General features: G+C 60.8%; 20 protein-coding genes. 7 read left to right on the top strand and 13 right to left on the bottom strand.

Annotated features, from left to right (window positions below):
* Positions 1–212: 212 nt before the first annotated feature.
* Both RX329_RS17025 and RX329_RS17020 read right to left on the bottom strand, forming a co-directional pair.
* Positions 213–521 carry a DUF930 domain-containing protein gene (locus RX329_RS17025; RefSeq protein ID WP_094183666.1) on the bottom strand — a complete coding sequence of 103 codons (309 nt, stop codon included), beginning with the start codon at positions 519–521 and terminating at the stop codon, positions 213–215.
* A gap of 566 nt (positions 522–1,087) precedes the next feature.
* Positions 1,088–1,327, bottom strand: coding sequence for a hypothetical protein (locus tag RX329_RS17020; protein ID WP_143273888.1), 240 nt, complete (start codon positions 1,325–1,327; stop codon positions 1,088–1,090).
* A gap of 543 nt (positions 1,328–1,870) precedes the next feature.
* On the opposite strand from RX329_RS17020, the gene RX329_RS17015 reads away from it, so the two are divergent.
* The 3 genes from RX329_RS17015 to RX329_RS17005 all read left to right on the top strand — a co-directional run bounded on the left by RX329_RS17015 (position 1,871) and on the right by RX329_RS17005 (position 4,465).
* Positions 1,871–2,230: a hypothetical protein gene (locus RX329_RS17015; RefSeq protein ID WP_317246159.1), complete on the top strand. Its 360-nt coding sequence runs from the start codon at positions 1,871–1,873 to the stop codon at positions 2,228–2,230.
* A gap of 197 nt (positions 2,231–2,427) precedes the next feature.
* A complete protein-coding gene (locus RX329_RS17010; RefSeq protein WP_158091699.1) occupies positions 2,428–3,456 on the top strand; it encodes an NAD(P)-dependent oxidoreductase in 1,029 nt (342 codons plus the stop codon).
* On the top strand, positions 3,437–4,465 hold the full coding sequence (locus RX329_RS17005; protein ID WP_094183665.1) for an aldo/keto reductase: 1,029 nt from the start codon (positions 3,437–3,439) through the stop codon (positions 4,463–4,465). Before RX329_RS17010 ends, RX329_RS17005 begins: the two co-directional genes overlap by 20 nt.
* A gap of 140 nt (positions 4,466–4,605) precedes the next feature.
* Here the strand turns inward: RX329_RS17005 and citG are convergent, their stop codons facing one another.
* The 10 genes from citG to RX329_RS16955 all read right to left on the bottom strand — a co-directional run bounded on the left by citG (position 4,606) and on the right by RX329_RS16955 (position 13,775).
* The gene (gene citG / locus RX329_RS17000; RefSeq protein WP_240544060.1) at positions 4,606–5,511 is read right to left on the bottom strand and encodes a triphosphoribosyl-dephospho-CoA synthase CitG; all 906 of its coding nucleotides are present in this window, start codon (positions 5,509–5,511) and stop codon (positions 4,606–4,608) included.
* Positions 5,483–6,034: a citrate lyase holo-[acyl-carrier protein] synthase gene (citX, locus tag RX329_RS16995; RefSeq protein WP_085351467.1), complete on the bottom strand. Its 552-nt coding sequence runs from the start codon at positions 6,032–6,034 to the stop codon at positions 5,483–5,485. The genes citG and citX overlap by 29 nt, the downstream gene beginning before the upstream one ends.
* 2 nt (positions 6,035–6,036) lie before the next feature.
* Entirely contained in the window at positions 6,037–7,572 is a 1,536-nt protein-coding gene (gene citF / locus RX329_RS16990) for a citrate lyase subunit alpha (RefSeq protein WP_244561275.1), read from the bottom strand.
* Positions 7,573–7,586: 14 nt separating this feature from the next.
* On the bottom strand, positions 7,587–8,453 hold the full coding sequence (locus RX329_RS16985; protein ID WP_085384965.1) for an aldolase/citrate lyase family protein: 867 nt from the start codon (positions 8,451–8,453) through the stop codon (positions 7,587–7,589).
* Entirely contained in the window at positions 8,450–8,746 is a 297-nt protein-coding gene (gene citD / locus RX329_RS16980; RefSeq protein WP_085351470.1) for a citrate lyase acyl carrier protein, read from the bottom strand. Before citD ends, RX329_RS16985 begins: the two co-directional genes overlap by 4 nt.
* A complete protein-coding gene (citC, locus tag RX329_RS16975) occupies positions 8,743–9,798 on the bottom strand; it encodes a [citrate (pro-3S)-lyase] ligase (protein WP_085384966.1) in 1,056 nt (351 codons plus the stop codon). Before citC ends, citD begins: the two co-directional genes overlap by 4 nt.
* 13 nt (positions 9,799–9,811) lie before the next feature.
* Complete coding sequence (locus RX329_RS16970) at positions 9,812–10,759, bottom strand: AEC family transporter (protein ID WP_158091698.1); 948 nt, start codon at positions 10,757–10,759, stop codon at positions 9,812–9,814.
* 76 nt (positions 10,760–10,835) lie between these two features.
* Positions 10,836–11,777, bottom strand: a complete 942-nt coding sequence (locus RX329_RS16965; RefSeq protein ID WP_085384968.1) for an HpcH/HpaI aldolase/citrate lyase family protein — start codon at positions 11,775–11,777, stop codon at positions 10,836–10,838.
* Positions 11,778–12,127: 350 nt separating this feature from the next.
* Complete coding sequence (locus RX329_RS16960) at positions 12,128–13,198, bottom strand: SDR family NAD(P)-dependent oxidoreductase (RefSeq protein ID WP_085384969.1); 1,071 nt, start codon at positions 13,196–13,198, stop codon at positions 12,128–12,130.
* 115 nt (positions 13,199–13,313) lie between these two features.
* On the bottom strand, positions 13,314–13,775 hold the full coding sequence (locus RX329_RS16955; protein ID WP_085384970.1) for a DUF305 domain-containing protein: 462 nt from the start codon (positions 13,773–13,775) through the stop codon (positions 13,314–13,316).
* A gap of 316 nt (positions 13,776–14,091) precedes the next feature.
* On the opposite strand from RX329_RS16955, the gene RX329_RS16950 reads away from it, so the two are divergent.
* The 4 genes from RX329_RS16950 (at position 14,092) to RX329_RS16935 (ending at position 19,083) form a co-directional block, all read left to right on the top strand.
* Positions 14,092–14,553 carry a (2Fe-2S)-binding protein gene (locus tag RX329_RS16950; RefSeq protein ID WP_085351654.1) on the top strand — a complete coding sequence of 154 codons (462 nt, stop codon included), beginning with the start codon at positions 14,092–14,094 and terminating at the stop codon, positions 14,551–14,553.
* 11 nt (positions 14,554–14,564) lie between these two features.
* Positions 14,565–16,751, top strand: coding sequence for a xanthine dehydrogenase family protein molybdopterin-binding subunit (locus RX329_RS16945; protein WP_085384972.1), 2,187 nt, complete (start codon positions 14,565–14,567; stop codon positions 16,749–16,751).
* Positions 16,752–17,024: 273 nt separating this feature from the next.
* Entirely contained in the window at positions 17,025–17,702 is a 678-nt protein-coding gene (locus RX329_RS16940) for a response regulator transcription factor (RefSeq protein WP_085351477.1), read from the top strand.
* Positions 17,703–17,748: 46 nt separating this feature from the next.
* A complete protein-coding gene (locus RX329_RS16935) occupies positions 17,749–19,083 on the top strand; it encodes a sensor histidine kinase (RefSeq protein ID WP_085351478.1) in 1,335 nt (444 codons plus the stop codon).
* A 220-nt stretch (positions 19,084–19,303) separates the two neighbouring features.
* Here RX329_RS16935 and RX329_RS16930 read toward each other — a convergent pair whose 3' ends face one another.
* Positions 19,304–19,897: a hypothetical protein gene (locus tag RX329_RS16930; protein WP_085384973.1), complete on the bottom strand. Its 594-nt coding sequence runs from the start codon at positions 19,895–19,897 to the stop codon at positions 19,304–19,306.
* Between the last annotated feature and the right edge of the window lie 17 nt (positions 19,898–19,914).

The following is a 19,914-nucleotide window of genomic DNA, read 5'->3' as shown; positions in this document are numbered from 1 at the left end:
GTGCCCTGGATCCCCTGCGAGAATTCAGCAACGCGTGCCGAGCCGAGCTTCAGTATCTGAAGTTGCCTTCAAGCAGATAGGCTGCGTAAGCGCCAGTGTGGTTGATACATTCTCCGTGCTCGTGGCGCTTCTTGCCCTCTCGGATGACATCACGCGTCCAAGCAGCTCGCATTCCTACGGGCGTCTGGAGATCAGCGTTTCACAACGTAGGCTCAAGGTGCAACGAGGTAATGTTCGGCCCAATCGCCTTTTGGGATGGCACCGCCGAGCGAGTATTTGAACCGTTCGATCTTGAGGCCATCGGCTGAGGTCTGGCACGAATAGGCGAGGTGATACCAGACGTTGCCGCTCCGGACCGCCGCTCCTGACGCATCAACGACGGCGCCTGAGCTTCGAGAATCGCCGTAAGCGTAGGCAACGAGTTCGTCCGGGTGAAAGCCGAGGTGCTCGCGTCCAACAAGACCCATCGCGCGCCTGTTGCAGCGTTGTTCGACGCGGGCCCCGAGATCCAGCTTCATCATTTGCTCATCGGAAATGGTTCGCCCAACCGCTGGTGAGGAGACCAAGGTCGTCGCGGCGAGGCCGACAGACAAAAGAAGGAATGATTTCACAGTGACTGGCTCCAAGTAGGGAACTGGAGAAGGGAGAAATGTGCCCATCTTGTGGCCATAGCTGATACGTTCCTGCGATCTGGGCAGGCTTTCGACTATGCTGCAGCAACTGCCCTTTTCGAGTGGGACCGTCGACGTTTCTGCCTATAAACCGATTGCTTTGACGAGAGCTTCGCTTGCCACCGCAATCAGAAAATTCAACTGAGCTTGACGAGCCTCGTCACCTTTGACTGATTGTACTTGATGAAATGCCGATTGCGTGTTGGCGGCAACCAGTGCGCGGCCCAGGAGCGACAATCTCGACCGCTGCATCATTGGCCAACATTGTCATGTCACTTCTTCCGCGCACGCATCCGATGCGTGTTTGGCTGGATGGCGCCTCTCACCAACTCGTCCGCCTTTGAACGAGCGTCCGGTTGTAACGGTGACCTCCTAACCGACCTTGAGAGTCGTCCCCATGCCGCAGTACGCCATTATCAGCATATCATCGGGTTATCGCCGAAGTCGCAAACGCCCCCGGGGGCTCTCTCAGGTGCGTCGACGTGGTACGTTGGAATGCCGGCCCGGTTGTCGATAGATGGGAAGGCATTGAAAGCGCTTGGATTGGCTTCACGCGTGACGTGCCGCTTAGCAATGTTGCTCTCGCGAGCCGCGCCGGGGGTTGCGAGCATCGCCGTAGCGATCAATGCACCCACGATTATCTTGATTTTGGCCATCGAACTTCTCCTCTGGATGCAAGCGGCCCACGAGCTTGAGCCGCTTCAGACGAGATGCGAGCAGATATCTGGGTTCTAAACGCACACTTGCTCGCGGCCATTCAACGCGTTGTGAGCCGCCCGCGACGACCACCCCCCTCAATCGGCGGAAGGACAAAACGGCTTGTCGGATCGTTGAGCCCACGCGCGGCGTCGAGCGCTTCTCGACATGCCGCTGATTCGTCAGTCGGTTGCTTGCGTAGACCGGCTGTGCGTCGGCCGATCGACATTGCGTCGGATGCGCCACGGTGAAATCGGCAGACGCTCATGCAGGCGTGCGGCGCTAAGAAAGCCGAAAGCTAACGAGTCCGGTGATCCCTCGTTCTATCGAGATCCTCTCGTCGTTTTGAAGCGGCGTGAGAAGATGTTCCTTTGAACTGCCTGCCGCGGTTCGCACTTGCTGACAGAGAAGCCGATACCGGCGGTGATTTCGGAGAGAAAACATTCGATCTGATCTCGAAACGCTGAAAATCTGGTGCTTTGCCCATTCAAGGAAACGACGTGATGAAACGACTGTTGACAATGCTGGCTACGACGGCACTTGCGGCAAGCCTGCTTACGGCGACGGCAGAGGCACGTGGTGGTGGCGGCCACATGGGCGGCTTTGGAGGTGGTCATATGGGCGGCTTCGGTGGAGGTGTCCGTGTGGGTGCAATCGGTGGCACCCACATGGGTGGCTTTGGCGGCGGCCGCATCGGCTTGGGCAATCATGTTGGTGCCTATGGTTCGGGTTTACACCATGATTACGTGCACCGTTTCGGCGGCGTCTGGCCGAGGTACGGTGCCAACTTCGACAACGGACTTGACTGCTACGATCTCTACTATGGTCGTCCGCGCAATCTCTGGCCACCATACTGCGGCTGACGGCGAGAACGCGATGCAGAGCAAAGATCAGGGCGCCGCGCTTACTCTCGGCAGGATCAAACGGCCTTCGATCGCCTGAACTCGTTTTTAATCGGATTTGCCTCCGGCACTACACTCGGTATTCGCGACGTCGGCCCTGAATGCACTCGACGGCGTGGCGATCCGGTCCACGAACAAACATTAGGAAAGAGCGGTCGATGGCCAATACAGAGGCGAATTCGGGGACCGGCGGACGACGCGCGCCGCACGCAGGCCGGATCGGTTTTATCGGTCTCGGACGAATGGGGACAGCGATGGCAGCAAATCTCGCCGCTGCCGGTCAAGAAGTGGTCGCCTTTGTCCGACGCTCAGAGCAAAAACGCCTCCTCGCCGCGCTCGGCCTTGGGCCGACGACAAACTTTAGCGACCTGTTCGAGTGCGAGCTGGTAATTAGCATGCTGCCCGACGATGCAGCCGTTGAACAGATCGCGTTCGGTCAGAAGGATCTTGGATTTGCCGGCCTGCTCATGGGCTTGATGCCGCGCGCAATCCATCTCTCGATGAGCACGATCAGCCCGACAACAGCGTCCCAACTGGCAAGCGAACATGCACGGAATGGACAGAGCTATGTTGCAGCCCCCGTGTTCGGGAATCCTGATGCCGCGAAGGCTCGTCAACTGTTTGTCATTGCGGCCGGCACGCCGCCGGAGCTCGCGCGCTGTCAGCCGATCTTCGATCTGGTCGGCCAGCATACGTTTACGGTAGGCAGCACTCCGGCCACGGCCAACTTGATCAAGCTGGCCGGCAACGCCATGATCGCGGCCAATCTGGAAATCTTGGGAGAGATTTGTGCGCTCGCCCGCAAACGCGGGCTCGATGCCGAGGAACTGCTGGCCATTATGACCGGCACAATGTTCGGAAGCCGCTTCCTTCAAGTTTATGGCAGCAAGATCGCAGGACAACAATACCGCACCGGCGGCCTCGTTTTCCCACTCGCGCTCAAGGATATGCGGCTGGTGCTCCAGGAAGCGGAGCAGGCAGGCGTGCCGATGCCGACTCTCAGCGTCGTTCGCGACCGCTTCATCACCGGAATAGCGCGCGGATACTCGGAGCTGGATTGGTCTGCGCTTGGCCTGCTGGCCGCAGAGGAGGCCGGACTGAGCGTCGTGGCCGGGAAACCTCCTGCAACGACAAAGCTCGGAAGCCCAACACAACAGGAGGCGCTTCATGCTCGATCGACCCGATAAAGGTGAGCTGCAAATTGAACACGTCAACATTCCTGGCACCAACATCTACGTGTCGCGCGTAGCACTTGGCACGTGGGCGATCGGGGGTTGGATGTGGGGCGGGACCGACGAGACCGAATCGATCGCGACGATCCGGACCGCCATCAGACGCGGCATCAACGTGATCGACACCGCTCCCGCCTACGGATTTGGGCACTCCGAGGAGCTCGTTGGCCAGGCGCTCGCAGAAGGCGATCTGCGCGCACGCGTGGTCATTGCAACCAAGGTTGGTCTTGAGTGGAGCCAGGGACGCGTGTTCCGCAACGCCTCCCGAGCACGCATCCTGAAGGAGGTCGCCGACTCCTTGCGACGGCTTCGGACGGATTATATCGACGTGTACCAGGTGCACTGGCCGGATCCCCTTGTGGAGATCGAAGAGACTGCCGAGGCGATGGACAGTTTGCTGCGGCAGGGCAAGATTCGCGCAATCGGCGTCAGCAACTTTTCCGTGATGCAGATGGAGCGCTTCCGTCGGGTTGCGCCACTGCATGTCGTGCAGCCCCCTTACAATCTCTTCGAGCGCGGCATCGAGGCAGAAATCTTGCCCTACTGTCGCGATAACAACATTGCGACCTTCGGTTATGGCGCGCTGTGCCGTGGCCTCCTGTCCGGCCGGATGCGCGCTGAGGTAGCGTTTACTGGCGATGACCTTCGCGGCAGCGATCCAAAATTCGGGCAGCCTCGTTTTGCACAATATCTTGCCGCTGTCGGACGACTTGACGAGCTCGCCCAAAAACGGTTCGGCAAGCGTGTCATCCACCTGGCGATCCGCTGGATGCTTGACGAGGGAATTACGAGCTCGCTATGGGACGCCCGCCATCCAGACCAGTTGCAACCGATTAACCAGATAAGCGGATGGCGTATCGATGCCGCGGCGAAAGCGGAGATCAATCGCATCCTCGAAGCCACCGTCCGCGATCCAGTCGGGCCCGAATTCATGTCACCGCCGGCCCGCAATAGGGCGGCCTAACCGACAAAGGGGGACGTCGCGCTCGATCCAACGCCCCTCGCCTAGCTGCACGTCAACGGAACCGCCTCGTTCATATGGCCCACGCAGTCGAGAGCGGCCGTGGAGAGCGAGAGCGCTGGCGCCTCGCGCAATAATTTACTTCATTTCGGGAATTGAGCCAGGAACCAGGTCAGAGCCAGCAGATCTGCGGTCCCGCCCGGGCTGAGGTGACGCGCGATCAGTGCATCATCAAATAGCGCCATCTTCTCCACCCCGCCGGGCGCTAGAACGCCTTCGTCTCGCAGAAGCCGTCTGGCGTAAGCCTGGACATAGTCAAGGCCGGCGAGACCTCCGCGTGATATAAGATTGGTGTCATTGTTGACCGCGAGCAGGTGCAGCAGCACATGCAAAAGCGCGGTGCCTTCGTCGACACCGTCCTCCCGCACGCGGTCATAGACCGGCAGTGCGGCCGTGCGCACCGTGTCAAAGCCGGAGGCCGCTTCACCCCTGGCGCCTGCGAATCCAAAACGTCGGAAGACACGCTCGCCTGCCGTCAGCGTCGGAGCGGTGCGGTTGAGCTCTCGATCGACCAAACCGACGCAGATATACGCAACCTCGCCGCACAAGCGCTCTCTGGTCACTTCTGTACCGCGGGCTTGGAGACGGCCGGCCGAAAAGCAGAGCAGGCCGAGCGAAAAGATCGCCCCCTTATGCGTGTTGACTCCGCTCGTTGCCCGAAACATCGCTTGCTCGCACAGCACGCCCGTGGGACGCACCAGAGGCAACGCGGCGCCCGCGCTGACATGCGCGCTCGAATAACCTATCGCCACGAACCGCGACCACCAGGGAGCAATGGCCCGTGCGCTGGCCAGGAATGTGTCGATATTCATGTCACGGTGAGCACCGGAATTGCGGCGATCAACCAAACCGGGCTTTGGCGTGAGCATAAGCTCCGTGAGCAGCGCCTGATCGGCATATTCGGCAATGGCATCGCCGATGCACGCCTCACGTCCGCGCCGGCCCGAATAGGAGGGTGCACTAAGTGACTGCGCGGAGATCATATTCATGAACGATCCTACCTATCGTGGTTAGGAGCTGCCCGAGCGGATGCCGGCGCGAGCGGCCGCACACGCGGGCCGGCCGGCCGCATGCCAGGCACCGGCGCGGCGACTCCCCCAAACTTTGACGCGACAGCTGCGCTTGTCCGGGCGCGATCACGTCGAGATCCCAGAGCCGGCCCAGCGGGTGATGGTCTTCCAGCTCGATCATCGCCAATTTTAGGGACAGCGCGTCCGCATCGATGACGGAGAGCGCCTCGGGGCCGGTCTTTTGCCACAAGGCCTTTCGGGACAAGATGCGCCAGCCCCTCGCGCGACACGCCGCCTCCATCTCCTGAACGGCGAGGTCGAGCACTCGCCGCGGCAAGGGGCCGTCCTTGACCGGCCCTGGCATCACCATGGTCATGGATACCAGTGGCTTGCCAAACCGCGCCAGGGCGGCGGCCTGGCGAGTTGCCCGCTGCTCTCTGGCCGCCAGCATCTCCTCGAGACCAACCTCGGCCGCGTTGACCGTCCGGACCTGCGCGCGCATGGTCAGCCTTTCACCTGCCGAACCACATCGATCACGCTGCCGTCCCGGTAACGGACGATGCCGACAATGCGCTCAGTGAATTCAAGCGGCTCCGGCTCGCCGGTCAGTGCGACAGCCTTCTCGCGCAACTCATCGATCGTCATGATCGGCAGGCGAGCATCCCGTAGCCGCTTCTCGACTTCCGGACGCGTCGGGTTCACCGCAATCCCATGATCCGTGACCAAGACATCGATCGACTCGCCGGGTGTGAGCCGTGTCGTCACACGGCGGACCACCGTTGGAATGCGGCTACGCACCAGAGGCGCCACCACGATGGTCAAATCCGCGGCAGCAGCGACGTCGCAATGTCCGCCGGAAGCGCCGCGCATGACGCCATCGGAGCCGGTGATCACGTTGACATTGAAGTCGACATCGATCTCCAACGCGCTCAGGATCACCACATTGACGCGATCCACATAGGCCGCCTTGGAGGTCGGATTGGCGTATTCATTGGCAGAGATCTCAAGATGCGCGCTGGACGTACGAAGCGATTCCGCCGCATCCTTATCGAACGACTGCACGTCGACGACAGCCTTGATCAGGCCCTTCTTGTGAAGATCGGCAATGCCTCCCGTGATGCCGCCGAGCGCGAAGCTCGCCTTGATGGCTTTGCAATTCATGCGCTCTTCGAGAAAACGGGTGGCGGCCGTCGATGCCGCCCCGGAGCCGGTCTGCAGCGAAAAACCGTCAATGAAATACCCGGAATGCTCGATGACATCCGTTGCCCGACGCGCGATCAGCAGCTCCCGCGGATTGTTTGTGACCCGGGCAGCACCGACGCTGATCAGCGAGGGGTCCCCGACCTGATCGAGCTTGACGATCAGGTCGACGCGATCCTGCGAGATGCTGACCGGGCGGTTCGGAAAGTCGACCAGCTCTTCAGTGAGCAAAAGGACCTGCCGCGCGTAGTCGGCGTCGACCTTGGCATAGCCGAGTGACCCGCAACTCAGCTTGCCATGCGATCCATTGGCGTTGCCGAACTCGTCACAGCAGGCGACGCCGAGGAATGCGACGTCAATCTTCAGCTCCCCGGTTTGCAGGAGGTGAACCCTGCCACCATGCGAATGGATCTGAACGGGATTCCTCATCAACCCGTTCGAGACGGCTTCGGCCAGTTTGCCGCGCATGCCGGAGGTATAGATCTGCGTGATGACTCCGGTCTTAATGTGCTCCACCAGCGGATCGTGGCAGTTCAGGAGCGAACTCGAGGCGAGCGTCAGGTTCTTGAAGCCGAGCCGGGCGAGCGTATCGATAACCGTGTTGACCACCTTGTCGCCTTCGCGGAACGCATGGTGAAACGAAATGGTCATCCCATCCTGCAGTCCTGACCGCTGGATCGCCTCCTCGAGCGATCCGCAGATCTTTCGGTGCCACTTCGTCTCCTTGGTTGCGAGAAACGGCGTCTGGGCGTTCGCGCTCGTGAACGGCTGCAGCTTGGGTAACGCGGACTCCTGCGCTGCCAGGCACGCGATGGCGGTCGTCATAGCATCGTCTTTCATGATCGTGGTTTCCTTCAGGATGCATCGGCAAGCTGCAAGGTCATCTCGGCCTCTTCGATGACGGGCGGATCGATCATCTTGCCGTCCAGCGAAACGACCCCAAGCCCTTTTCGGTGGGCCTCGTCCGCCGCCGCGATGACGCGTTTCGCACGGCTCACTTCGTCTGTAGTCGGCGCATAGGCCTTGTGCAGAAGCTCGACCTGCTTAGGGTGGATCAGCGACTTGCCGTTGAACCCGAGCCGCTTCGCGATCCTGACCTCGCGGAGGAAGCCATCGTCATCGCTGACGTTGCCGTAGACCACATCGAAGGCATCGATCCGCGCAGCGCGGGCGGCATGGAGCACCGCGGCTCGGGCGTAGAACAACTCAGGCTGCCACCCGTTGCTGCGCTTGGTGTGCATGTCGACGAGGTAATCGAAGCCCGCCAGTGCGATTGCGATCATGCGAGGCGATGCCGTCGCGATCGACACAGCATTGACTACACCGCTCGCCGACTCGATTGCGGCCATGATCTTGGTATCGCCGACCGCGCGGCCGCACGCCTGCTCAATCCGCACCACGTGCGCTTCGAGTTCACCAATCGCCTGAGCATTCTCCGTCTTGGGGAGACGCACCACGTCGGCCCCGCCCCTAACGGCGACCTCCAGATCCTTCAGTCCGAACCCGGTCTCGAGCGAATTGACCCGCACGACAGTCTCGATGTCGCGATAAGCTGGATGCTGCAGCGCCTGAAACACCAAAAGCCGCGCCGAGTCCTTCTCGCGTGGCGACACGGCGTCCTCCAAGTCGAACATGATCGAATCCGGCCTGTAGACAAAGGATGTGCTCAGCATTGCGGCGTTGTCACCGGGGACGAAGAGCATACTGCGGCGCAGCTTCATGCGAGCCTCCGCCAGTCCAGCTCTTCCACGCTGCAGCCGCGCAACGCCGCCGCCTGGACACGCGCCCGGATCACGCAGTCAAGTGCGCCCTTGTCCTCGATGACGATAGAGCCAGCGCTGACGGAAAGTTTGTCAAGCGTGTCGGCGACGACAAGCCTGATCTGCTTGCCGAATTGCTTGATTACCTCGCTCCTGAGCACGATATCGCGCGTGCCGTTTTCGCTTGGAGCAACCCTGACCAGCACGTCGCCGGATTCCAGAGTGCCGGAAATAGCTTCCTTGACGATTTTCATTGTCTTTCGGTCTCCTTAGTGACGTTGCGGGATGCGGAAAATGTCCGCTCAAGAAATTGCAAAGTCGGTGCGGGGACCAGGTCCTGCATGGCGGGGAACTCCCCCCGCGCCAACAATCGCCTGACCTGGGATGCGGAAATGGGGACATCGCGGACGGAGGCCCGGGGTATTTCGATCACCGTGACTGAAGCGGCCGAGGAGGCTGCATACTGCAGCCAATGCTTCATGTCGGCGTTGTATGTCTCGGTAACGGTGTCAAACGGCTCTGTACCCACGTAGCGATGGCTGATGCCCAGCGCCGGCGCGATGTATTCGCGAAACAGCAGCAGATCGATTGCGGCCCAGCTATGATCGACAAGCGCCCGGTCTTTCAGAAAATAGCCAGGAAATGTCGCGCGCGAAATGATGTACTCGGAGCCTGGATGCAGGCTGACTCTTTCGAGATGCTTTACGCCTGCCTCCACGAGCCGAAAGCGATCGGCGTACGAGAACAACGACGCGTCTTCCCTGACCACGAATACATGGAGCCAATCGCAAACGCGAGCGGCCCGCTCCACCAAGTATTGGTGGCCGAGCGTAAAAGGATTCGCATTCAGGACAATGCCGCCGATCTTGCGTCCCGGCCGCCGCTGTTGACGCAGCCTGTCGCAGTAGGCATGGATCGCGATCGGGCTGTTCTCCATCAGAACCACGAGTTGGGGAACCTCAACCAACGGATAGAAACCCCAACCGCGAAAAAACGGCCGGTTATGCGGGGGCGAGTACAAGAACAGATGAAACTGGCCGCACTCGGCCGCCAGTTTGACCGCCTCGCTGCCGAGGCGCAGGCTGAGCGACTCACCGCGAAACTCATCTGCCACGGCGACGCACTTGATGACGTTGTGATCTAGGCCGGCGCACGCGACGATCCTTCCGTCACGGCGGCACACAACGAATGCCTCGACCTGGCTATCCAGCCCGAGATGATTGGCAGCCAGTAAGCTTCTGACTTTGACCATTTCGTCGGAAGCGTCATCCGGACGGATCGTGGCGAACTCATCAACTACAATCATGACGCACCTGTTTTCACACGTCCGCCAAATGATGCGTTGCCGCAATCATGATCGGGATAGTGGCGAAGGCGAGCACTCGCGTCGCGAGGATTGTGGTGGAGGACTCGGACTCTAGAATACCGTGCTCTTCCGCAAACATGGTCGTGATAACGGCGGAAGGAAGCGCCGCCAGGAGGATAGCCTCCCGCGCGAGCACGCCATTCACTCCGAAGGCCAATACGGCGGCCAGCATCGCGGCGGGATGCACCAGATTCTTGATAAGAACGTCGACGGCCACCGCCCTCGTCAGCTCAACCCTTTCCTCGGCAATGATGAGACCGGCGACGAACAGGGAAATCCCGGTGGTCGCGCTGCCGACGAGATTCAGCGAGCTGATGACGAATTCGGGTATACGCAGATCGAGAAGCACGAGGACAATGCCGATGAATGGCACCCAGACCCGTGGTTCGCGTAATGCCTTGGCGACCGTTTTGAAGAACGCTCGCGGTCCGGCGCGTTGTTGCCTTTCCGAGCCAACCTCGAGCAACACAGTCGTAAGGGGAAGAATGAGGAGGGACGGGACAAGATTGGCAATGAGAATAGGATACAGGCTCGAGGGTCCAAACAACTGTCCGAGGATCGGAATTCCCATGAACACCATGTCTGGGAAGGCGAGCAGGCTCGCCCTCAGCGTGGAGGTTCGCAGGTCGTAGCGCAGCACGAAACGGCAGCCGAGTAGCACCGTGAGATATGGGACCATAAGCCCCACCACGAAGAGCAGCGGTATTCTGTAGTTGGTCAGATCCGTGCGCGGCGCCTGCAGAATTCCGGCAAGCAGCAATGGGGGCAAAAGCCAAGTGAGAACCAGCCGGGTCAACAGGGCTCGGTCGGTGCGCGCAAAGGCGTTATGGCTTCCAGCGCGATAGCCGAGATAAATGACGAACGCGACCGGCACGAGAGTCGTTGAGATGGTGTTGAGCATGGGTTCATGTCGCCAGTCGGATTGAAATCGAATTCGTCTTGCGCGGCGTATTCTCGGCGTGATCTCGCGAACAATCTCAGTGAGGTTTCTGCAAGACGCCATGCGACTTCCTCGCGATCGCCAGGACGCGCTCGGCTTCGCGTAACATTGCCGGCTCCAAGACATGGCCGGCTAGAACCGGCGCGCTACGGCCGGCGGTATTGCAGGCAGCGACGACAGAACGTGCGTGGCTCACGGCGTCCGGCGAGGGCGTGAAGACGGTGTTAATGACGGCGAGTTGCTCGGCGTGAAGTGCTGCCTTTCCTGTCATGCCGAGTTTGCGGCTCGCCATCGCTTCCTGTCTGAGCCCGGCCTCGTCAGCTTTGAAGTAGGGCACGTCGATGGCGGCAATGCCGGTGCTGGCCGCCGCCGCCACGAACCTGGATCGCGCATACAGCAGGTTTTCCCATGTGCCTTCCACGCCGAGGTCGGCGGCGAGATCGCCGCCACCCAGGAACAGGCCGCAAACACGCTCATGGGCATCGGCCATAAGCTCGGCGACGAACACCGCCCGGGCGAGCTCGACCATGGGGATGATGCCGATCGTGGAGCCATCCAGGATATCGGACACGACACGGATTTCGTCCGCCGATTGACACTTGGGAAGTATGACCGCATCGGGCTGGCTGCCGGCGTCGAGCAGGGCCAGCAGGTCACGGAGCCCGATCACAGAGCGCGGACTGTTGACGCGAAGGATGCGCATAAAATCGGCTGCGGCCGGTTCACGAAAGAAGGCCAGCCCCGCGTCTTGCGCGTGGCGCTTGTCGTCAGGAGCCACGGTCGACTCGAGATCGATGATGATAGCATCGCCGCCGAACGCCCGGGTGCCGGCAAAACGCTCGGGCCTGGAGCCTGGCGTGAGCAGGAAACTTCGGCATGCACGAAGGCGGCTGCGGAGCGAAACAGTCGGCCGGTAGGCGCCATTCTCCGACTGTATTTCGATGCGGGAGCCGGACTTCACTTCATCGATCTTCGCCATTATCGTCGGCCTTTCGTCGCCAGGATGAGCAACTCTCCCGCGGGGAGACTTCACTCGATCATTGATGCAACGGAGGTAAGCAGACCGCGTGGCGGCACCATTAAATAGACCTTAAGGTGACTAAACTTTCCGTCATAGCTTGGGACGCGTCGAATCGGCATTCGCTGCGCTCGATGCGCTTCCTCGCTTTCGGTGGCGAATGAAAACGCGCTGATGTGCACGTGCACGTTGGCAGTTGTTTCGCGCCACCGCGACCGCGCTACAGATTCGGGTGATGTGCAGAAGACTGTGGAGCGCTTCGGCACGTGCCGCCCGACCACACGAGCAGCACGCGTATTCGCGCGTGTCGATCAGCTGACCTTGGCCGCGTCTCCACCGGTAACTGCAAATTCGCTGCCGGTTACCAGCGCAGCGGCGTCGGATGCCAGGAAGACCGCTACCGGCGAGATGTCTTCGGGCTGCAGCCATCCCACCTGAAGCGGCACAGTCGGAGCACGAGCGTCCCAGGTTTCCTGCGCGGTCGGGTGCGCCGGGGGTTGGCGGTTAGATTGTGCAATTGCCGCCCGGAACCGCTGCTCATTGTAGGTCAAAGGCGTGCCGACCAGTCCCGGCAAGATTGCATTGACGGTGACGTTGTGCCGACCGAGCTCCAGGGCCGCCGATTTCATCAGCCCCAAGATGCCCCATTTTGACGCGGAATAGCTTGCCCCATCCATCGTGCCCATTCTGCCTTGCATCGAAGAGAGCAGAATGATGCGACCCTGATTGCGGGCGACCAGCTTGGGTCCAAAGGCGCGAACGGTATTCGCAGTCCCATTGAGATTATTCTCGATCTGGTCGCGCCAGTCCATGTCGTCCATTTCCATCAGCGGTTTCCACCCCTGAATGGCGGCATTGGCGACAACGATGTCGATCTTTCCGTGTTCACGCTCCACTTTCTCGGCAACTGCTCGCAAAGCCTTCATGTCACGAATGTCCGCTTTGACTGCGGTGGCGCGCCGGCCATATTTCTCGATCTCCGATACTGTCCCGGCGAGTTCAGCCTCCGTGGCCGGAATTGCATCGGCAGTCGGGCTGACCGGTCCTGCAATGTCGAGGGCAACGATATCAGCACCGTTGGCAGCGAATTCGACGGCAATCGCACGGCCAATTCCGCGGGCCGCACCGGTCACCACCGCGATCTTGCCGACCAGCGCCGAGCCGCGCCCTGGCAGGATCGGCCCGGCGGTTCTTCCGGCAGGAGGTTTCGGATAGGGCCCGCTGACCGGCTCGGCTACCGATGCATGCTTTACTGGCTCGGCTGCTGCAACGCCGCCTGATAGCGCCAACCCGGTTGCTGCCAGCCCCGCGCCGACCAGCACCGCGCGCCGTCGAACACCATTGCCGTTAGGTTGGAATTCATCGCGAGTATTCTCGCTCATCGCAAAGCTCCTTTAGCTTAGCCGTCATTTCTCTTGGTTACCGATCCGGCGATCCCCTTCAGTGGCGCGTTGTGCAGGCTGCTCGCCTTTGCTCCACAGCGGGATTTGCTCGAATTCACTTCATGTGCATCGCGTTCATTGCGGTTGGACGATTCGCAGCATCGGGCTTTGGCCTCGATGGCGGCAACGGCTTGTCGCTTGCCTGCGAAGCTTCCCCGGTGGCGCGGCGCATGATTGATATCTCGTGCTGCTGTTGCGCGATGATGTTCTGCGCCAGCCGCCGAAGGTCTTCGTTGTGACCGTATTTCAGCTCGGCGCGCGCCATATCAATCGCGCCTTGATGGTGAGGAATCATCATGGCAGCAAAGTCATGATCCACGTCACCGGTTGGTTTGACGAGCATCGCTCTCGTCATGTCACTCATCGCCAGATCATTGTCGACCATGAATTGCTGCTCGCTGCGACCGGCGCTGCCTGTACCAGGGTTCGCGCTCGTTGAATTCTGTGCCCACGACGGTGAAGCTGCAGCCGTTAGCAGCATCGTGGACAGCACGATTGTGCGCGAGGAAAAAGCCATGTTGACCTCCGTAAGGGATGAGCCGTTGCCCAGCCGGATTGACGAAATGCCAGGCGGTCGATTTCTCGAAGTCGGCGCACCAGATGGCGCACTCAATTAAATTTGGATTTAGGCTTAATGAGCGGGGCTCCAGTCGGACGCAGAGCTACCGAGCGCTCAACTCAAATTGATACTCAAGATTTCTTGCTTGGTGCGAGCGCGCCACCTCCCTACTTCGCTCCTGTCACTAACCCGCTCGATGTGGCTCTTTCATCACGGCGTCATCGCCCAACCTGGCAAGAGCTTGGCGAGCGGAGCGCAAGGCAGGAATTATACGATGGCAACGACTTCTTTGAACGTGAACGGTAAGGCCGCTTCAGTAACGGTCGACGATCCTGATACACCCCTGCTTTACGTGCTGAGAAATGAGCTTGGTTTGCATGGACCGCGCTTCGGCTGCGGCCTCGGCCAATGCGGCGCCTGCACCGTCCACATCGACGGAAGGGCAGTTCGGTCCTGCGTTACACCGCTATCCGCAGTCTCCGGCCGCGTCGTGACGCTCGAAGGGCTCGGCACGACCAGCAATCCCCATCCGCTGCAAAGCGCCTTCATCGAAGAGCAGGCAGTCCAGTGCGGCTACTGCATCAACGGAATGATCATGCAATCGGCGGACCTTTTGGCGCGCAATCCGAAGCCGAGCGAGCAAGACATCAAGACAGAACTGGCGAGCAATCTTTGCCGTTGCGGAACGCATCTGCGGATTCTGCGCGCGGTCATGCGCGCTGCGGCAAGCTCGTAAGGAGACGCCCCATGAACGAGATGATCAATCGGCGCAAGCTGTTGCAGGCAGGCGGCGCGCTCATTGTGACCTTCAGTCTGCCGATGGCACGCGCCGCCACGCCCGCCGCCGAAAAAACCCTGTCGCCTGCTCGGGTCGACGGCTTCCTTGCTGTCGCACACGATGGAACAGTGACGGTCTATTCCGGAAAGGTCGATCTCGGCACCGGGGTGCGGACCGCATTAACCCAGATCGTCGCGGACGAGCTTGACGTCCCCATGAATCAGGTCACGATCATCGAAGGCGACACCGCGCTCACGCCGGACCAGGGCACGACCAGCGGAAGCTTTTCGATTCAGAACGGGGGCATGCAGCTGCGCCGGGCTGCGGCCACGGCGCGTCGAGCCCTTCTGCGCCGCGCTGCCGCGCAGATGGATCGCGACATTTCCACGCTTTTGATCCGAAACGGCGTGGTCACTGCCGCAGGCGGCGAAGGGCTTCCGATTGGGAGTCTCGTTGAACCGACTGCCCTTGCTCTCGACATCGAAAAGGACGCGCCGCAGAAGGCGCCTGGCGATTACACCGTCGTCGGCAAGCCGGTGCGCCGCCTGGATATTCCCGACAAGGTGGATGGCCGCTTCACTTTCATGCAGGATTTCACAGTGCCCGGCATGCTGCACGGCCGAGTGGTGCGTCCATCGGGGTTCGGTGCGACGCTCGTCTCCTATGACGAGTCTTCAATCGCCGACATACCTGGAATTGTGAAGATCGTCCGCATCAGCAACTTTCTTGGCGTCCTCGCCAAAAGCGAATGGAGCGCAATCAAGGCCGCCGAACAGCTGAAGGTGACCTGGTCAAGCTGGAGTGACCTCCCGGACCAGAGCAAGATCTGGGAGCACGTACGCAATACGCCCGTCGTGCATGACGATGTCACCAGCCGCCTCGGCAGCTCGCGCGCGGTCCTTGGTGCCGCGCCACGCAAGCTTCGGTCGACCTATGATTTCGCGATCCACACCCACGGCTCGATCGGCCCGTCCTGTGCCGTGGCGACCTTTACCGATGGCAAGCTCACCTGCTGGACCGCCTCGCAGGCGACACACGATTTGCGCAAGCAACTGGCTGCGATGCTGGCATTATCCGACGCGGACGTTCGCTGCGTCTATGTCGAGGGCGCGGGCTGCTATGGCCGCAATGGGCACGAGGACGCCGCGGCCGACGCGGCGCTGCTGGCGCGTGCGGCCGGCACGCCGGTCAGGGTGCAATGGATGCGCGCCGACGAGCACGGCTGGGATCCCAAGGGACCGCCGACGCTACTCGACATGCGAGCCGGGGTCGATCCGCAGGGAAATCTGGCGGCGTGGGAATCCGAGCTGTTCGTGCCTGACGGATCGGCGACCTTTGTGCCGCTCACCGGCGCTGAGCTTGCCGGGCTCAACAGTCTCGGCAAGCTCAGCCCTGGCGGCGTGCTCAATGATCTCTCCATTCCGTATGACATTCCAAACGTCACGACGACCGCTCACCGGTTGCAGTCAACACCCCTGCGACCTGCCTGGATCCGCTCGCCAGGACGCCTGCAAAATACCTTCGCCAACGAATCCTTCCTTGACGAGATCGCGGCGAGCATTGGCGCGGATCCGCTTGACATTCGGCTTCAACATCTCGAGGACGCGCGCGGCAAGGAACTGCTGGAGCGACTGGCTAAGCTCAGCAAATGGCGTGAGCGGCGAGAACCGGATCGCAATGCCGAGGTCGTCACGGGACGCGGGCTTGCCTATGTGAAATACGAGCTGGTGCGCACCTATGTCGGCGCCGTCGCAGATGTGGAAATCAACCGCAAGACTGGCGCCCTCGCGGTGAAGCGCTTCTACGTGGCGCATGATTGCGGCCAGATCATCAACCCTGACGGGCTGCGCAACCAGATCGAGGGCTGCGTTGTCCAGACAGTGAGCCGAATCCTAAAGGAGGAAGTGACCTTCGATCGCTCCATGGTCACCAGCCTTGATTGGGCCAGCTATCCCATTCTAACCTTCCCTGAGATCCCAGAGATCGTGATCGATCTGATCGATCGCCCGCAAGAGGTCCCCTGGGGCGGCGGAGAGCCTACCTGCGCCGTCGTCCCTTCGGCCATCGCCGGGGCCGTGTTCGAAGCTACTGGCGTACGCCTGCGCTCGGTGCCGTTCACGCCGCGAAAAGTGTTGGCGGTACTTCGCGCCAGCTGAACAGGTCATTGCGCGCTTGTGAGTTCGCCAACGTCTGCCCTCACCAGAGTGGCGAGTCCGACCTGAAACCATCCTGCGACACACGAGCGGCCTCGTCCATGCAGGCGCGCGCCGTAAAGTCGAATTTACAAAACTAAACTGGATTTAATGAAGCTCGGCTTCGTGCTAGGGCTATGTGGTTATTGTACAATTTCGCAACAGACGGTCAGCCTTGTCTGTGGCGATTGGGCAGGCTCCTGCCATGCGAGCGGCCGTGGTGCCAAGGAAGTCGCAATGCCGAAGGTGCTGCTGATCGAGGATCACGACGAGACCGCCCAGCAGATCGCGGCTGAACTCGCCGGCCGTGGATATGAGGTCGACCGGGCGGCGACGGGCATTGAGGGACTCGACAAAGCGCGCGCAGGCGGGGCCGATGTCATGATCGTCGACCGTCTGCTTCCCGGAATCGACGGCTTGACCATCATCGAGGTTGCCAGGCAGGAGCAGGTGCGCACCCCCGTTCTGGTCTTGAGCGCCCTCGGAGCGGTGGATGACAGAATTCGTGGGTTGCGGGCCGGCGGTGACGACTATCTGACCAAACCATTTGCGATCCTGGAGCTGATTGCGAGGATTGAGGCCCTGCTGCGAAGGCCTGGTGAAAGCCGCGACACCGTGCTGCGGGTCGGACCACTTGAAGTCGATCTGCTGGAGCGTACCGCTGCGCGCGGGGGTCGCCCGCTTGATCTTTTGCCGCGCGAGTTCCGGCTGCTCGAATACATGATGCGCCGGGTCGACCAACTGCTCACCCGAGCGATGCTGTTTGAAGAAGTCTGGAACTACAAGTTCGTCCCGCAGAGCAATCTCGTCGACGTGCATATGGGCCGGCTCCGCCGCAAGGTCGATCCGGCCGGCCAGCCGCCGATGATCCTCAATATCCGAGGGGAAGGATTTATGTTGCGTGCCCCTTCCTAAGATTATTCGAACGAGAGCCTTCCGATCGACCATTCTTCGCGGGACCATGGTCGCAATCGGCGCGTTCGCGATCTGCGTCTTCCTGATCATAGCCTTCATCTACTGGCCGACTTCCAGATACGTGACCGCGAGTGTCGATCGACTGATTATCGATCGCGCAAATACGTTCTCCAGCCTTCCTCCACAGCAGCGGCACCAAGCCCTCCAGCAACACCTCGACGGGGATCCGCGGCGGGTGAAGCTCGGCGGCCTCTTCGACGCACATGGAAACCGTGTGATCGGAAACATTGAAAGTCTGCCGCGCAACCTACAGCCAGACACCCCACCACAGCAGCTTTCAGTGGTGCGGATCGACGCCGCCGGCCGCGAGCAACAGTTGGCGCGCGTTGTCGCACGCAAGCTTGATGATGGAGCGATCCTCCTCATCGGCCGGAACACCGACGAGCTGTCTGAAATCGGCAGCACGATAGAGCGAGCAGTCGCATGGGGGCTTATTCCGGCGCTGTGCCTTGGTTCGCTGTTTGGAGCATTCCTGAGCATCAGGACGCAACAACGGCTCGACCAATACAACCGGCAGATCCAACGCATCGTGGCGGGCGAATTGCGCGAACGCTTGCCGGAAGAAGGTGGGGCTCCCTTCACCGAGCTGGCGCGGCTTATCAATGCAATGCTGGATGAAATGGAGGAGCTTCTGCGTAGTGTTGCCGGAGTGGGCGACGACATCGCTCACGACCTGCGAACGCCGCTCACGAATGTGCGGATGACCCTGGAGAGCGGACGGCACAAAGCGAAGACTCTTGACGAGCTGAAGGAGGCTGTCGATCGCGCCATCGGCGGGCTCGACCAATCATTAACGATGGTCACTGCCCTGCTCCGCATCACCGAAATCGAGCATAGTCGGCGTTTGGAGGGGTTCCGGGAGGTCGACCTGGCGGAGTTGGTACGCGACGTTGGAGAGCTCTACGAGCCTATGGCCAAAGATAAAGGCGTAACGCTAGTCGTAGAAGCCAAAGAGAAGATGGTGGTTCAGGGCGATCGCGACCTGCTGTTCGAGGCCATTGCAAATCTCGTCGACAATGCCGTGAAATTCACGCCGGAATGCGGGCATATCGAGCTCAAGCTCTGCTGCATCGGAGAAAAGAGCATCGTGCACGTCAGCGACACCGGGCGCGGAATCGCACCGAGCGAGCGTGACCTCGTCACCAGACGCTTCTATCGATCTGACAAAAGCCGCGGAGAGCCTGGGCTTGGATTGGGTCTGAGCCTGGTGGTTGCGATCGCAAAATTGCACGGAGTTCAGTTCGGGCTGTCGCCAGCGCCAACCGGACGGGGTTGCGTTGCGGAGATCGTCTTCGAGCGCGTTCCACCGCAAGTCAGCTGAGAGCATCGCGACGCGTCTGTACGAGCAGATCTGCCCAGGCGCTTGGCGATAGCCGGCCCTAAATTCAAGTTTAACTTTGCCGCAGAGAATTTAGTGGCCCCAATCCGCCGGCCGCGTACTTCTACTCGTACCTAAGGCGCCTGGAAGCCGACGCGTCGAACCGCTCCTATCGGTTCAACGGAACTTTCGTTGGTTCAGACGGCGCTTTGCAAATCGATGATCAGGAGATGCCGATGCGGCGACGATTGTTCGTGGCAGCGCTTGCGCTGCTTTGCGCCAGCGCAGCCAGCGACGCGCAAACGACCACCGGCCCCTCGGCAATGGGTGCGACTTCCCCGATGGGCACACTGGGCTCCAACGGAACGAGCAGCAGCTTTACTGGCGCCGGCGTCCCGCTTGGGGCAACCGAAATCGATTCCGGCGGTCTAGGTCCGACAGTCGGCGCGTCCTGCAATGCGACTGGCTCGACGGGCGCAATGGGCACGTCGCTGACATCTTCTACGGGTGCAACGAGCAGCGCTTCATCCTCGTCATCGACCTTCGACGGCGGCGGCATGACACCGAATTCAAGCTGCGCCACGACATCAAGCAGCACAGCCTCTTCAACCCAGCCTGCGGCTTCGACGGCGGGCGTGGTTGGCAGCACGATCCCGCTGGGTGCAACGGAGGCCGATACCAGCGGCGAAAGCCCGATGACAACGGTACCTCTACCTAACACTTCGGGCGTTGCGTACGGCACTAACATGTCGACCGCGACGTCATGCACGTCCGCCTCCATCGCCTCCACGGTGACCGGTGCTACCGGCACGAACACCTTTTCATCTTCATCAG

Source organism: Bradyrhizobium sp. BWC-3-1 (assembly GCF_032917965.1).
GTDB classification, from domain to species: domain Bacteria; phylum Pseudomonadota; class Alphaproteobacteria; order Rhizobiales; family Xanthobacteraceae; genus Bradyrhizobium; species Bradyrhizobium canariense_D.
The sequence above is the reverse complement of the archived record's forward strand: the minus strand, read 5'-3'. Positions and strand labels throughout refer to the sequence as shown.